This is a genomic window from Pseudohaliea sp. (assembly GCF_054552115.1).
Window position 1 is genome coordinate 62071 of the sequence record NZ_JBTOLW010000016.1, and the last position, 14814, is coordinate 76884.

A 14814-nucleotide genomic window follows, 5' to 3' on the forward strand; every position below is an offset into this window, starting at 1 on the left:
CCGCTTGCCTTTCCAGCAGCCATGGCCTCGAAAGTCCCCTCACTGTCCCCGGTCCGGTTCCACCGCGGCGACCTGCGCCGGCTCGTGGAAAGTCACTGCGGCACCGCTCGCATAGCGCATATCCACGCTCGCCACTTCCGGGCCGCGGGCCTCGAGATCGTTGTGGTACAAGTCGATGAAACGCTGCACCCGCAGCAGGAAGTCCTCGCTGCCGAGGCGCAGGCGCAGGCCGCCGGCCAGCCGCGCATCGAGCTGGCCCCGCTCATCCTGCCGCAGCGTGGTCACGGCCAGGTCCAGCGGCGCCAGCATGTCGCGCAGGCGCTGGTAGTAGTCCATGAGGCGCTGCTCGCTGCCGGGCGGCCCCTCCAGCGTGGGCAGCCCCTGCCAGCGCGACCCGGCGCGGGGGCGGAACACGCTCGCCTCGTGATTCAGGAAACCCTCCTCGCCCCAGCGGGCGATGGGCAGCTGCTCCTGCACGGTAATCTCCAGCGTGTCCGGCCAGCGCCGGCGCACCGCCGCCTCGTAGACCCACGGCAGGCCCTCGAGGTGGCCGCGCAGCGCGTCGAGGTCGGCGCCGACGAAGCCGCCTTCCAGTACCCCGGCCACCACCCGCCGCACCTCGTCGCGCTGCACGTGCTCGAGCTTGCCAGCCACGGCGATTCGCCCGACGGGCATCGCCAGCAGGCCCTCCCAGGCGCGCAGGGCAAGGACCGCGACAAGCCCCAGGGCGGAGCACAGCAGCAGGCCGTTGAGCCAGCGGCTCACGCTGGCACGCGCCGGCAGGCGCTCGCGCCAGCTCGTCGCCCTGCGCCGGCTCGCCGCCTGCCTGTTCCTGCGCGATGCGGCCATCAGCGCTCCCCCCAGGCCCGCAGGCTCTCGTCGATGATGCGGGTCACCAGGTCCTCGAGGCTGAGGCCGGCCGCCCGGGCCGCCATGGGGACGAGGCTGTGGTCGGTCATGCCCGGGATCGTGTTCGCCTCGAGCAGCTGAAAGCCGTGCACCGGGTCGCGCATCACATCGATGCGGCCCCAGCCGTGGCAGTCGAGGCCGCGGAAGGCCGCCAGCGCCAGCTGTCCGAGTTCCGCCTCGTCGTTAGCCCCAAGGCCGCTCGGGATCTCGTAACGGGTGTCGTCCGCGATGTACTTGGCGTGGTAGTCGTAAAAGCCCTGCGCGGCTTCCAGGCGGATGCTCGGCAGCGCCTCGTCGCCGAGGATGGCGACGGTGTACTCGGGGCCGTCGATGAAGCGCTCGGCGATCACACCCGAGCCGTGGTCGCGAGCGACGAGGTAGGCCTCGGCGAGCTCCGCGGGCGTCGACGCGGGAGCCATGCCGATACTCGACCCCTCGCTCACGGGTTTCACGAAAACCTTGCCGAAGCGCTCGATGATGTCATCCCAGTCGCTGTCCGCAGTGAGTTCCTCGAAGGGCGCGGTGGGCAACCCCTGGCCGTGCCAGAGCTGCTTGCTGCGGCGCTTGTCCATGGCGAGCGCCGAGCCGAGCACGCCGCTGCCGCTGTAGGGCAGGTGCAGTGTCGAAAGCGCGCCCTGCACGGTGCCGTCCTCGCCGCCCGGCCCGTGCAGCACGTTGAAAACGAAGGCGGCATCCTCGAGGCGGTCCAGCCAGTCCCGGCTCGCCGTATCGACCCGCCGGACGTAGAAGCCGGCGGACTCCAGGGCACGGGCGACGGTGTCGCCGCTCTTCAGGGACACCTCCCGCTCCGCCGATTCGCCGCCGAGGAGGACAGCGATCAGGCCATGGCGAATGGTCTCGATGTTCATGGGCGCCCCCCCGGCAGCCCCTCGGCTGCGAGCTGCCGCGCCAGGCCGGCAATATCCCCGGCGCCCTGGGTGACGACCACGTCACCGTCCTCGAGCAGCGCAGCCAGCGTCGCCGGCACTTCCGCCGCATCCTTCACGTAGACCGGCTCCAGCTGCCCGCGCTGGCGGATGCTCCGCGCCAGGGAGCGGCTGTCGGCGCCGGGTACGGGGCTCTCGCCGGCCGGATAGACCTCGAGGAGCAGCAGCACATCGCTCTCGGAAAGCACCGCAACGAAATCCTCGTAGAGGTCCCGGGTACGGCTGTAGCGATGCGGCTGGTAGATCATGACCAGGCGTCGCTGCGGCCAGGCCTGGCGCACCGAGGCCAGCGTCGCCCGCACCTCGGTCGGGTGGTGGCCGTAGTCATCCACCAGCAGCGCGCGCCCCTCGGCCAGCGCGAGTTCGCCGAGGAGCGAGAAGCGCCGGCCGACGCCGTCGAACTGCGCCAGGCTTTCCGCGATGGCGCTGTCGGCCACACCCTGATCGGTGGCCACGGCGATGGCGGCCGTGGCGTTGAGCACGTTGTGCCGGCCCGGCATGGCCAGGTCCACGGGCAGGGGGGCCGCCGGCGCCGGCCGCTGTACCGTGAAGCGCGTGCGCAGCCCCTGCGCATCGAGTTCCGTGATGCGGTAGTCGGCATCCTCGGCAAAGCCGTAGGTCAGCGTCGGGCGGCCGACCCGGGGCAGCAGCCGGCGCAGCACCGGGTCGTCGAGACAGAGCACGGCCAGGCCGTAGAAGGGCAGGTTGTGCAGGAAGCCGACAAAGGTCTCCTCGAGGCGGCCGAAATCCCCGCCATAGGTCTCCATGTGGTCGGCCTCGATGTTGGTCACCACCGTCACCATGGGCTGCAGGTGCAGGAACGACGCATCGCTCTCGTCGGCCTCGGCGACGAGAAAACGGCTGGCGCCGAGCTGGGCGTTGCTGCCGGTGCTGTTGACGCGGCCGCCGATGACGAAGGTCGGGTCCAGGCCCCCGGCGGCAAAGACCGCGGCGATGAGGCTCGTGGTCGTCGTCTTGCCGTGGGTGCCGGCCACGGCGATGCCGTAGCGGTAGCGCATGAGCTCCGCCAGCATCTCGGCGCGCGGCACCACCGGGATGCGCGCGGCCTGCGCCGCGACCAGCTCCGGGTTGTCCGCGGGCACGGCGCTGGAGGTGACAACCACGTCGGCGCCCTCGACGTGTTCGCCGCTGTGACCGAGGCAGAGCGAGACGCCGACCGCCCGCAGGTGGTCCGTCACACTGCTGGCGCGCAGGTCCGAACCGCTGACCTCGTAGCCGAGGTTGACCAGCACCTCGGCGATGCCGCACATGCCCGTGCCGCCGACGCCGATCATGTGAATCCGGCGCACCCGGCGCATCTCCGGCACGGCGTAGGCTTCCCGCGCGGCGATCACAGCAGGGCCTCGCAGCGGTCGGCCACGGCGGCCGCCGCTTCCGGACGCGCGCAGCCGCGGGCAGCCGCGGCCATGGCGGCCAGCCGCGGCGCGTCCCCGGCCAGCTCGCCGATGGTGCCGGCGATGGCCTCGGGGCTCAGGCTGTCCTGCGGACAGAGGCGGGCCGCGCCCCGGTCCGCCAGGAAGCGTGCGTTGTGGTACTGGTGGTTGTCGATGGCGCCCGGGAGGGGTACCAGGAGCGCGGGCCTGGCGCTGACCGCGAGTTCCGCCACCGTGAGCGCGCCCGCCCGGCACAGCACCAGGTCGGCCCAGGCGTAGGCGGCGGCCATGTCCTCGATGTAGGGCGCGCAGCGCGGCGCGGCGTCGCCGAGGGGCGCATAGCGCTCCGCCATGACCTGCGCGTGGGCGGGTCCGCACTGGTGCCACAGCTCCACGGGCACCCCGGCCTCGGCGAGATGCTGGAGGGTCGCCGGGAAGAGTTCGTTCAGGGCCTGCGCGCCGAGGCTGCCGCCGAGCACGAGCAACCGCAGGGGCCGGTCGCCGCGGTAGTCCCAGGGCGCGCTGCCGGCCCGGGCCACGAGCCCGGCCCGCACCGGGTTACCCGTGACCTCGCAATCCGTCCGTCCCGGGAAAGCGCCGGGGAAACCGCAGACCCGCGCTGTCGCCAGCGGGGCCAGCAACCGGTTCGTGGTGCCCGCCACGGCGTTCTGCTCGTGCAACACCAGCGGACGACGCAGCAGCCAGCCGACCACCGCCGCCGGCCCGGAGGCATAGCCGCCCATGCCCACGAGGCAGCGCGGCCAGCGGCGGGCGAGCAGTACCAGCGCCTGAACGCAGGCAACCGCGAGGGCGAGCACCCCGCGCAGCGTATCCAGAGGGTTCTTGCCGCGCAGGCCGCGCACGGCGAGGCAGTGCAGCACGATGCCGGCCGCCGGGACCACCCGCGCCTCCAGGCCGCGCCGGGTACCGACCCACTCCACCCGGTAACCGCGCTCGCGCAGCTCTTCGGCGACGGCGAGGGCGGGATAGACGTGTCCGCCGGTCCCGCCCGCGAGCATCATGACCAGGGGCGCCGCGCTCATCGGGCACCTCCCGAAGCCCTGCCCGCGCGCAGGTCGCGCTCGATGCGCAGCACGATGGCGAGGAGGCAGCAGCTGGTCACGAGGGCCGTGCCACCATAGCTCACGAAGGGCAGGGTCAGGCCCTTGGTGGGCAGGAGTCCGGAACTCGCGCCCAGGTTGATGAAGGCCTGCCCGGCGAAAATCAGCGCCACACCAAAGCAGAGGTAGGCGGCGAAATCCTCGCCGGCACGGGCGGCCGCGCGGCCGACAAAGCCGATACGCAGGATCAGCGCCAGCACCAGGCCCATGAGTAGCGCGGCGCCGATGAAACCTGTCTCCTCGGCCCAGATGGAGAAGACGAAATCCGTGTGTGCCTCCGGCAGGTAGAACAGCTTCTGCACGCTGTTGCCAAGGCCCACGCCGAACCACTCGCCGCGGCCGAAGGCGATCAGCGACTGGATGAGCTGGAAGCCCGTGCCGTAGGGGTCCGCCCAGGGGTCCGTGTAGGCCGTCAGCCGCTGCAGCCGGTAGGGCGCGGAGAGGATCAGCGCCGCGAGGCCGAAGAGCGACAGGCCGATGACGATGAAGAAGTGCAGCAGCTTCATGCCGGCCAGGAAAAGCATGCCGAAGGCCGTGCCCATGACGATGACCGTCGCCCCGAAGTCCGGCTCGAAGAGCAGCAGCAGCGCGATCACGCCGAGAACGAGCATGGGCCGCAGGAAGCCCTGCCAGGTGCTGCGCACCGCCGCCTGCTGGCGCACCAGGTAACCGGCGAGGAACAGCACGCTCGCCCCCTTCACGAATTCCGAGGGCTGCAGCGTCAGCGGCCCCAGGGGCAGCCAGCGCTGGCTGCCATTGACGGCCTTGCCGACCCCCGGCACCAGCACCAGGGCCAGCAGCGCGAGGCTGAGCAGCAGCCAGAGCCAGGCGCTGTCGTACCAGAAGCGCGGCGGCACGCGGTACACCACCAGGGCCAGCACGACGGCGGCGACGATGTAGATCCCGTGGCGCTCGGCGTGGTGCCAGGGGTTGCCGAACTGCGCCTCGGCATAACCGATGGAGGCGGAGGTGATGGCCACCAGCCCGACCAGCACCAGCGCGAGGCCCAGGCCCACGAGCACCGGGTCGGCGCCGACATAGAGGCCCGCCCGGTTCACCGCGCACCCCCGGCGATGTCGCGGGCCAGCGCGGCGAAGCGTTCGCCCCGGGCCTGGTAGTCGGGGAACTGGTCGAAGCTTGCGCAGGCCGGCGACAGCAGCACCGTGTCGCCGGGCCGGGCCTCGGCGGCCGCGGCGTCGACGGCGGCGTCGAGATCCTCGCAGCGCGTCACCGGCACCGCGTCGCCCAGCGCCGCGGCCAGGGCGTCGCGGGTCTCGCCGATGGCGAACACCGCCCGGCAGTGCGCCGCGACCGGCTTCACCAGGCCCTTGAAGTCATCGCCCTTGCCGCGGCCGCCGGCGATGAGCAGCAGCCCGTCCCCCTCCCCTTCGCCGCCCAGGCCCGCGAGGGCCGCGGCCGTGGCGGAGACGTTCGTTGCCTTGGAGTCGTTGATCCAGCGCACGCCGCCGCTCTCGGCCACCACCTCGCAGCGGTGCGGCAGGCCGCCGAAGGCGCGTAGCGCCTCGATCATGGCATCCCGGGGCAGGCCCGCGGCGTGACCGATGGCCAGGGCCGCCAGCGCGTTGGCCACGTTGTGGCGCCCGGGCATGGGCAGCGCCGCGACCGGCAGCAGGTTGTCGAAGCCGTGGGCGAGGTACTCGTCGCCGTCTTCCCGGCGCAGGCCGAAGCCGTGCAGCTCCGGCTCGCGCAGGCGCCAGCTGGTGACGGCGAGGTCCGGGCGCTGCGGCGGGATCGTCAGCGGATCATCGCCGTGGATCACCGCGTGCTGGCAGCCGTGGAAGATCCGGTGCTTGGCCTGGTGGTAGCGCGGCATGCTGCCGTGCCGGTCCAGGTGGTCCGGGGTCAGGTTGAGCACCGCCGCCACGGCGAGGCCGAGGGAATGGCTGCGCTCGAGCTGGAAGCTCGAGAGCTCGAGGACGTAGAGCTCCGTGGCATCGTCCAGCAGGTCCAGCGCCGGCGTGCCCAGGTTGCCGCCCACGCCCGTGCGCCGGCCGGCGGCCCGCGCCATGGCACCCACCAGTTCCGTCACCGTGGACTTGGCGTTGGTGCCGGTGATCCCGACCACCGGCGCCGTGGCCGCGGCGGCGAAGAGGTCGATATCGCCGCAGAGGGCGACGCCCTCCGCGCTGGCCCGGGCCAGCGGCGGAAGGTCCGGCGCGAGGCCCGGGCTGACGATGAGTTCGCTGGCGCCGTCGAGCACGCCCTGGGGCAGTTCGCCGGTGAACACACTCACCTCGGGCATCTCCGCGCGCAGGGCCTCCAGCCCCGGTGGTTCAGACCGCGTATCGAGCACGACGAAGCGTTCGCCGCGGCGGTGCAGGAAGCGGGCCGCGGACAGGCCGCTGGCGCCGAGGCCGACCACGGCCCGGTAGCGGTTGCTGGCTATGAGTTCGCTCGCCATGACCGCCCCCATCACCGCAGCTTCAACGTTGCCAGGCCGAAGAGCACCAGCATCACCGTGATGATCCAGAAGCGCACGATCACCCGCGGCTCCGGCCAGCCCTTCAGTTCGTAGTGGTGGTGGATCGGCGCCATGCGGAACAGGCGCTTACCCGTGAGCTTGAAGGAGGCCACCTGCAGGATCACGGACACGGTCTCGAGGACGAAGATACCGCCCATGATGAAGAACACGATCTCGTGGCGGGTGACCACGGCCACCACGCCCAGGGCCGCTCCCAGCGCCAGGGCGCCCACGTCGCCCATGAAGACCTGCGCCGGATAGGTGTTGAACCACAGAAAACCCAGGCCGGCACCGGCGATGGCCCCGCAGAAGACCGACAGCTCGCCGCTGCCGGCGACGTAGGGAATGTGCAGGTAGGCGGCGAAGTCCACGTGACCGGTGAGGTAGGCGATGAGGCCGAGGGCGGTGCCCACGAGCACCGTGGGCAGGATCGCCAGGCCGTCGAGGCCGTCGGTGAGGTTGACGGCGTTCGAGGCGCCGACGATCACGAAATAGGTGAGCACGAGGAACAGCGGACCGAGCTCCAGCACCACGTCCTTGAGGAACGGCACGTAGAGCTGCGTGGTCACCGGTGTGTCGAAGGCCGTATAGAGATAGACAGCCGCCGCGAGCCCGGCGAGCGATTGCCAGAGGTATTTCCAGCGCGCCGGCAGCCCGCGGGAATCGCGCTCCACCACCTTGCGGTAGTCGTCCACCCAGCCCACGGCGCCGTAGGCGCCGGTCACCAGGAGGGCGATCCAGACGTAGGGGTTGGTGAGATCCGCCCACAGCAGCGTGCTGATGGCGATGGCGACGAGAATCAGGGCTCCGCCCATGGTCGGCGTGCCCGACTTGCCGAGGTGCGTCTCCGGGCCGTCCGTGCGCACCGCCTGGCCGATCTGGTACTGGTTCAGGCGCCGGATCATCGACGGCCCGACCAGGAGGGAAATGGCGAGCGCGGTACCCGCGGCGAGGATGCCGCGCAGCGTCAGGTACTGGAAAACCGAGAAGGCTGACTCGAAGCGGCTCAGGTAGTCGGCGAGGATCAGGAGCATGCGGCCTCCGCGGTTTCCGGCAGCAGTGCCTGCAGTACCCGTTCCATCCCGGCGCCGCGCGAGCCCTTCACCAGCACCGTGGCCGCCGCCGCGGCCCAGTCACCGGCGGCGGCGGCCGCCTGCTCTCGCGTCGCATACCAATGGCCACCGGGGCCGAAGGCCTCCAGGGCCGGACGCACGGCTTCGCCGACACCCACGAAGACGTCGATCCCCCGCTCCCGGGCCCGCCGGCCCATCTCCGCGTGGAAGCCGTCGGAGGCGTCACCGAGCTCGAGCATCGCGCCGAGGGCGATCACCGTGGGCCCGGCACAGCCGGCCAGCAGATCGATGGCGGCACGCACGGACCCGGGGCTCGCGTTGTAGCAATCGTCGATGACCGTGACGCCGCCGCGACCGCTGTGCCGCACGAGACGCCCTGCAACGGCGCCGGCCCGGGACAGGCCGGCGGCGGTCGCCGCGGGGTCGAGGCCGCAGGCATGAGCCACGGCTGCCGCTGCCAGGGCGTTGGCGACGTTGTGGCCACCGGGCAGCGCGAGTTCGACAGACGCCTCCCCGGCGGGGGTCTGGAGGGTGAAGGCACTGCCGGCCTCGCCGCGAAGGGCGACCGCACCGGCGCGGAACTGGGCGTCGGCCGCCATGCCGAAGGTCAGCACCGTGGCGCCGGTGCGTGCGGCGCGCGCAGTCCATGCCTCGCGCCAGGGCTGATCCGCGTTTACCACCGCGAAGCCATCGGCCGACAGCCCGTCGAAGATCTCGCCCTTGCCCTCGGCGACGCCGTCGACACTGCCGAAGAATTCGAGGTGCGCTTCCATGGCGTTGAGCAGCACGCTCACCGTCGGCCGGGCGAGTTCGCAGAGATAGGCGATATGGCCGATGCCGCGGGCGCCGAGCTCGATCACCGCGAAGGCGTGTTCGGGCGCCAGGCGCAGGAGCGACAGCGGCACGCCGAGTTCGTTGTTGAGGTTGCCCTCCGTCGCCAGCGTCGGCCCCTGCCCGCCGAGCACCGCCGCGAGCATGCCCTTTACCGTGGTCTTGCCGCAGCTGCCCGTAATGCCCACAAGCGGCGCGGTGTACAGGTCCCGGTTGGCCCGGGCGAAGCGTCCCAGGGCCCGTGCCACGTCGTCCACCAGGAGCTGGGGCAGCGGGTCGTCCACGGTCCGGCTCACCAGCGCCGCGGCGGCCCCGGCTTCCCGGGCGGCGGCGAGGAAGGCGTGACCATCGACGCGGCTGCCCGGCAGCGCGGCAAAGAGATCGCCGGCGGCCACGGCGCGGCTGTCGATAGTGGCGCCGGTAACCGTCGCGTCGGCCCCGGGGAGGCGCCCGTCCAGCAGCGGGGCAAGCTCGGCCAGGGTGAAGGGCCGCATCATGGCGTTCCCCCCAGGGCCCGGCGGGCCGCTTCGAAATCCGAGAACGGCAGCCGCTCCCGGCCGATGATCTGGTAATCCTCGTGGCCCTTGCCGGCAATCAGTACGCAGTCGCCCTGGCGGGCCGCCTCGATAGCGGCCGCGATCGCCGCTGCCCGATCGAGCTCGAGCTGGTAGTCGCCACTGCAGCCCGCGGCAATGTCGTCGAGGATGTGCTGCGGGTCCTCGCTGCGGGGGTTGTCGCTGGTGACGAAGACCGCATCGGCAAAGGCGCAGGCGATCGTCCCCATCGGCGCGCGCTTGCCCGGGTCCCGGTCACCGCCGCAGCCGAAGACCACCAGCAGGCGGCCATCGGTCTGATCCCGGAGCGCGAGCAGCACCTTTTCGAGCGCATCCGGCGTGTGGGCGTAGTCCACGACAACCTGCAGGCCGCGGTCGTTGGCCACGGCCTCCAGCCGGCCCGGGACCGGCCGCAGGCTGCCCAGCGCCGCGAGCACCGGCTCCAGCTCGAAGCCGAGCGTCAGCGCGGCAGCCGCCGTGGCAACGACGTTGGCGAGGTTGTATTCGCCGACCAGCGGCGCCCGGAAGGCACCGCGGCCCCAGGGAGTGACAAGCGTGCCGCCCACGCCGGCCGCTCCCAGCGTCGCGCCCTCGACGGTCAGGTCCGCCCCCCGGCCCGGGCGGGTACTGACGGTGACTGCGCTCACGCCCGCGGCCAGCGCGCCGCGCACCCGGACACCGAAGGGGTCGTCGAGGTTGATGACGGCGTGGCGCAGCCCGGGCTGACGGAACAGCCGGAGCTTGGCTTCACCATAGGCGCGCATCGTGCCGTGGTAATCGAGGTGGTCCCGCGACAGATTGGTAAAGATCGCGGTGGTCACGTGCAGGCCGTTCACCCGCCCCTGGTCGAGGGCGTGAGACGACACCTCCAGTGCGGCGTGGCCCACTCCCTGGTCGCGCCAGGCCGCAAGCTGTGCCTGCAGGGAGACGGCGTCGGGTGTGGTGTGGACGGCAGCCCCGGGATCGCCATCGAGGGAGGCGCCGAGGGTGCCGATGACACCGCAGGGCCGGTCGAGCGTGCGCAACAGCTGCCCGACGAGCTGGCTGACCGTGGTCTTGCCGTTGGTGCCGGTCACCCCGATCACCGCGAGTTCGCTGCTCGGATCGTCGAAAAAGCGGCTGGCGATGGGGCCGAGCTGTGCGGCGAGGCCGTCCACCTCGAGGAGCGGCACGGCGGCCGGGCAGTCGGCCTCGGCGACACCGGCGTCGGCCACCACCGCCACCGCGCCGGCGCGCAGGGCGGCCGGAATGAAAGCGCGACCGTCGTGCTCACGGCCACGGCAGGCCAGGAACAGGTCCCCCGGACACACCTTGCGGCTGTCACAGCTGACGCCGGTGACCGTCAGGGCGGGGGCACCGGGCCAGGGCAGCAGCTCCCCGAGAGCCTTGGCGCGTTGCACGGCCACGTTCACTCGCCGCCCCCCGCCATTGCCAGCGCTTCAGCGGGGGAGACGGTGCTGCCCGGCGGCACATTCAACAGGCGCAGGGCGCCGCGGGCAACGCGGGCAAACACTGGCGCCGCCGCCGCGCCGCCGCCGTAGCGGTCACCCTGGGGCCGGTCGAGGACGACCACGGTGACGAAGCGCGGGTCCTCGACCGGGGCCATGCCCGCGAAGAGCGCCACGTACTGGCTGTCGAGGTAGCCGCTCGCGCCGACCTTGTGCACCGTACCGGTCTTGCCGCCGACAGCGTAGCCGTCGACGCGGGCGAGGTGCCCGGTCGCATCCTCGGCGGTCACGCCGTGAAGCACGTCGCGAACCTCGGCAGCGATGCTCGGCTGCAGCACACGCTCGCCGGTGAACTCGCCGGGATCCCGGCGCAGCAGGGACACCTGCGGCAGGATGCCGCCGCTGGCGAAAACGCTGTAGGCGCGGGCAAGCTGCAGCGGCGATGCCGTGAGACCGTAGCCGAAGGCCAGGGTCACTTCCTCGATCTGCCGCCAGCGCGGGCGGTTCGGCAGTACGCCCGCGCTCTCGCCGGGAAAGCCGGTACCCGGAGGCTGGCCGAGGCCGAAACGCTGAAAGACGTCCCAGATCGGCTCGCGGCCCAGTTCCAGGGCCACCTTGGTAATGCCCACCTGGCTCGACTTGGCGATGATGCGCGCGAGCGTCAGCTCCCCGTAGTCGCGGGGGTCAGGAAGGACCTTGCGGCCGACGCGGATGCGGCCGGGGGACGTGTCGACCACCGTGTCGACGGCATAGCGTCCGCTCTCAAGGGCCGCCACGAGCGTGAGCGGCTTCATGGTGGAACCGGGCTCGAACACGTCAGTCATGGCGCGGTTGCGGGTGCTGCCGGGCACCAGCCCCTCGCGGTTGTTCGGGTTGTAGACGGGGTGGCTGACCATGGCCAGCACCTCGCCGGTGTGCGCGTCGAGCGTGACGATGGAACCTGCGCGGGCGCCCGTGAGGGCGATGGCGCGCTGCAGTTCAGCGTGCTGCAGGTACTGCAGGCGGAGGTCGATGGACAGCTGCAGGTTCCGGCCCGGGCGGGCCTCCTCGATCACACCGATGTCGCGAATCGCCTCGCCCTTCATGTCCTTGATGTACTGTTTCTTGCCGGCGACGCCCCGCAGCCAGTCATCGTAGGCCAGCTCGAGGCCGGCGATGCCCTTGCCGTCGGTATTGGTGAAGCCCACCAGCTGGCCGGCGACCTCGCCCGCCGGGTAGAAGCGGCGGTACTCCCGAGCGCCGCGCACGCCGGGGAAGCGCAGGGCGAGGATACGCCGGGCCTCCGCGGGCACCGCGTGCCGGCGCAGGTACATGAAGCGCTTGCCGGCGTAGCGCCCCAGCCGCGCCTCCAGCTCTTCCCGCGGCATGTCCAGGGCCGCGGCAAGCGGGCCGAGGTCGTCGACCCCGGCCAGCACCGCCGGATCGGCGAAAAGGGAAATGACCGGCGTGCTCACCGCCAGCGGCTCGCCGCGGCGGTCGGTGATGAGGCCGCGGTAGGCGGGAATCTCCGCGGTGCGCACGGCGCGCGCGGCGCCCTGGCTCTGCAGGAAGGCACGGCCACCATCGACCTCCAGCACCTGCAGGTAGATCACGCGGCCGAGCAGCGCCGCGAACATGGCCAGCAGCAGCCCGAAGACCAGGTACAGGCGCCAGGGGGTAACGGCGGAAGCGGGACGGCGGCTCATCGTTCCAGCACCCGCAACCGGTCGAGCCCGGGCGGTGCCATGGCCATGTCGCGCTCGGCAACCTGCTCGACGCGATGGGGCGACGCCCAGGTACTCTGCTCCAGCAGCAGGCGGCTGTACTCCTCGTCGAGGAACCAGCGCGTGGCTTCGAGGTCCTGCAGCCGGGCATAGAGCTGGCGGCATTCGTGAGTGGCGTAGACCACGCTGAAGCTGCTGCCCAGAACAAGGGCGAGCAGCGCCAGCACAAGGCGCCAGCCACGGGGAGGCGCGGCCGCCGCGGACGCTGCCCGGCTGGCCTGTCGGGTCGTTGCGGTCATCAGGCGACCCGCTCCGCGGTCCGCATGATGGCGCTGCGCGCCCGGGGATTGGCGGCCACCTCCGCCTCGCTCGCCCGCACCGCCTTGCCGACGATACGCAGGGGCCTCGGCTGGTCGCTGTCGCGGACCGGCACACCCCGCGGCAGACTCTCGCCGCGGGCGAGCTCACGCATGAAACGCTTGACCATGCGATCTTCGAGAGAATGGAAACTGATGATCACCAGCCGCCCCCCGACCCGCAGCAGCGCCAGGGCGCTGTCGAGAAGGGCACGGAGGTCCTCGAGCTCGCCGTTGATCCAGATGCGAATGGCCTGGAAGGAGCGCGTGGCCGGGTGCTTGTGCTTTTCCCAGCGCGGGTTGGCCTCGCTGACGATCTGTGCCAGCCGGCCCGTGGTCTCGATCGGCGCCTCGGCGCGGGCGCGGACGATTGCCCCGGCGATACGGCGGGCGAAGCGCTCCTCGCCCAGCTCCTTCAGCACCCGGGCGATCTCGGCCTCCGGCGCGCCGGCGAGCCACTCGGCAGCGGTGGCGCCGCGGGTGGTATCCATGCGCATGTCCAGCGGGCCATCCTCGCGGAAACTGAAGCCGCGACCCGGCTCGTCGAGCTGCGGGCTGGAGACGCCGAGATCGAGGAGTATGCCGTCGACACCCGCCGCCCCGCGGGCAGCGAGCACCGCGGGAAGCGCAGCGAAGGACCCGTGGAAAAAGCTGAAACGGCCATCGGCCGCCGCGAGTTCACCGGCCGCCGCCGCGGCAGCCGGGTCCTTGTCCACGGCGAGCAGCCGGCCCGCCGGGCCCAGCCGCTCGAGGATCGCACGGCTGTGCCCACCGCGACCGAAGGTACCGTCCACGTAAACGCCGTCGCGCGCGGTCACCAGCGCTTCCACCGCCTCCCGCAACAGGACCGTTTCGTGCATCGGGACCACCTACAGGGTCAACGACATGAGTTCTTCCGGCAGCTCGCCCTCGGCGCCGGATTCCATCAGGGCCTTGTCGCGCTCGGCGAGCCACAGGTCCTCGGCCCAGAGCTCGAGCTTGTTGCCCTGGCCCACCACCACCAGTTTCCTGTCCATCCGCGCGTACTCGCGCAGGGACTGGGGCAGCAGCATGCGGCCATTGGCGTCGAGCTCGAGATCGGAGGCATAACCGAGGGTGAGGCGCTGGAAGCGGCGGATGGCCGGCTTCATGGCCGGCAGGGCCTGGACTTCCCGCTCGAAGCGCTCCCACTCGGGCAGCGGATAGATCACGAGGCAGGTCGCCTGGGTATCGATGGTGACGACGACGCGGCCTTCACAGGTCTCGTGCAGCGACTCGCGCTGGCGCGCCGGGACGGCAAAGCGCCCCTTCGCATCCATGCTGATGTGCTGTACCCCTCGGAACACCGCGGTCTCCCACCAAGCTGGTGTTTTTCCCACAAAACACCAACATCACCCACTTATCACCACTTCTCGACACTATAGGTGCCGCCAAATCGCCCTGTCAAGGCATTCGCGCCCCGAAAACTGCTTGAATTTCAGGTAATTAGCGCCGGACTCGGCGGTGGAAAGTCGCTTTTTCGAAGTGGCTGGTGAGGGAAATAAAACGTAAAAACAGCCCGCTAAATCACGTTCCTGAGTATCTACTTTAACTTTGAGGCTGTTTTCGCTTAACTGCGGGGTTTCTTAGCGCAACAAAGTCTATATGGCCGCGGGCTACGATCCTGAGTGTTAGTAAAGGGAACCGGAACACCCGGCTTTGTCGCGGATTTCCGGGCCGACGGTGGGAGGGTGCCCCCGGTCGCTCCCCGATACACGCTTTGTGAAAGAAGACGCCCGCCCTCGCCCCTGGCTCGTCGATCGCTTCTGCCGTTGGCGCGCCGTCCCGCCGCAGTCTGTCGGGACGGTGAGGTTGAAGCAGGGCGGTAGGGCCGGCGGTGGGAGGGTGCCCCCACAAAGCGTGTATCGGGGAGCGACCGGGGGCACCCTCCCACCGTCGGCCCGGAAATCCGCGACAAAGCCGGGTGTTCCGGTTCCCTTTACTAACACTCAGGATCGTAGCCCGCGGCCATATAGAC

Annotated in this window: 13 protein-coding genes; all 13 read right to left on the bottom strand. The window is 71.2% G+C overall.

Annotated features, from left to right (window positions below; translation table 11 throughout):
* Positions 1–39 precede the first annotated feature (39 nt).
* Genes ACX93N_RS09555 through mraZ form a run of 13 tightly spaced genes read right to left on the bottom strand, consistent with a single transcriptional unit; the run spans position 40 to position 14143 of the window.
* Positions 40–849 (bottom strand): cell division protein FtsQ/DivIB, encoded by an 810-nt coding sequence (locus ACX93N_RS09555; RefSeq protein ID WP_459428188.1) that lies wholly within the window; start codon positions 847–849, stop codon positions 40–42.
* Positions 849–1778, bottom strand: a complete 930-nt coding sequence (locus ACX93N_RS09560; protein WP_459428189.1) for a D-alanine--D-alanine ligase — start codon at positions 1776–1778, stop codon at positions 849–851. The genes ACX93N_RS09555 and ACX93N_RS09560 overlap by 1 nt, the downstream gene beginning before the upstream one ends.
* Complete coding sequence (gene murC / locus ACX93N_RS09565) at positions 1775–3175, bottom strand: UDP-N-acetylmuramate--L-alanine ligase (protein ID WP_459428200.1); 1401 nt, start codon at positions 3173–3175, stop codon at positions 1775–1777. Before murC ends, ACX93N_RS09560 begins: the two co-directional genes overlap by 4 nt.
* Positions 3176–3207: 32 nt before the next feature.
* Entirely contained in the window at positions 3208–4293 is a 1086-nt protein-coding gene (gene murG / locus ACX93N_RS09570) for an undecaprenyldiphospho-muramoylpentapeptide beta-N-acetylglucosaminyltransferase (RefSeq protein ID WP_459428190.1), read from the bottom strand.
* Positions 4290–5429, bottom strand: a complete 1140-nt coding sequence (ftsW, locus tag ACX93N_RS09575) for a putative lipid II flippase FtsW (RefSeq protein WP_459428191.1) — start codon at positions 5427–5429, stop codon at positions 4290–4292. The genes murG and ftsW overlap by 4 nt, the downstream gene beginning before the upstream one ends.
* The gene (gene murD / locus ACX93N_RS09580; protein ID WP_459428192.1) at positions 5426–6793 is read right to left on the bottom strand and encodes a UDP-N-acetylmuramoyl-L-alanine--D-glutamate ligase; all 1368 of its coding nucleotides are present in this window, start codon (positions 6791–6793) and stop codon (positions 5426–5428) included. Before murD ends, ftsW begins: the two co-directional genes overlap by 4 nt.
* Positions 6794–6804: 11 nt before the next feature.
* Entirely contained in the window at positions 6805–7887 is a 1083-nt protein-coding gene (gene mraY, locus ACX93N_RS09585) for a phospho-N-acetylmuramoyl-pentapeptide-transferase (protein WP_459428193.1), read from the bottom strand.
* Positions 7878–9254 carry a UDP-N-acetylmuramoyl-tripeptide--D-alanyl-D-alanine ligase gene (locus ACX93N_RS09590; protein WP_459428194.1) on the bottom strand — a complete coding sequence of 459 codons (1377 nt, stop codon included), beginning with the start codon at positions 9252–9254 and terminating at the stop codon, positions 7878–7880. Before ACX93N_RS09590 ends, mraY begins: the two co-directional genes overlap by 10 nt.
* A complete protein-coding gene (locus ACX93N_RS09595; protein WP_459428195.1) occupies positions 9251–10717 on the bottom strand; it encodes a UDP-N-acetylmuramoyl-L-alanyl-D-glutamate--2,6-diaminopimelate ligase in 1467 nt (488 codons plus the stop codon). Before ACX93N_RS09595 ends, ACX93N_RS09590 begins: the two co-directional genes overlap by 4 nt.
* 2 nt (positions 10718–10719) lie before the next feature.
* Positions 10720–12444 carry a peptidoglycan D,D-transpeptidase FtsI family protein gene (locus tag ACX93N_RS09600; RefSeq protein ID WP_459428196.1) on the bottom strand — a complete coding sequence of 575 codons (1725 nt, stop codon included), beginning with the start codon at positions 12442–12444 and terminating at the stop codon, positions 10720–10722.
* A complete protein-coding gene (gene ftsL, locus ACX93N_RS09605) occupies positions 12441–12761 on the bottom strand; it encodes a cell division protein FtsL (protein ID WP_459428197.1) in 321 nt (106 codons plus the stop codon). Before ftsL ends, ACX93N_RS09600 begins: the two co-directional genes overlap by 4 nt.
* A complete protein-coding gene (rsmH, locus tag ACX93N_RS09610; RefSeq protein WP_459428198.1) occupies positions 12761–13678 on the bottom strand; it encodes a 16S rRNA (cytosine(1402)-N(4))-methyltransferase RsmH in 918 nt (305 codons plus the stop codon). The genes ftsL and rsmH overlap by 1 nt, the downstream gene beginning before the upstream one ends.
* A gap of 9 nt (positions 13679–13687) precedes the next feature.
* Positions 13688–14143 carry a division/cell wall cluster transcriptional repressor MraZ gene (mraZ, locus tag ACX93N_RS09615; RefSeq protein WP_459428199.1) on the bottom strand — a complete coding sequence of 152 codons (456 nt, stop codon included), beginning with the start codon at positions 14141–14143 and terminating at the stop codon, positions 13688–13690.
* Positions 14144–14814: the final 671 nt, after the last annotated feature.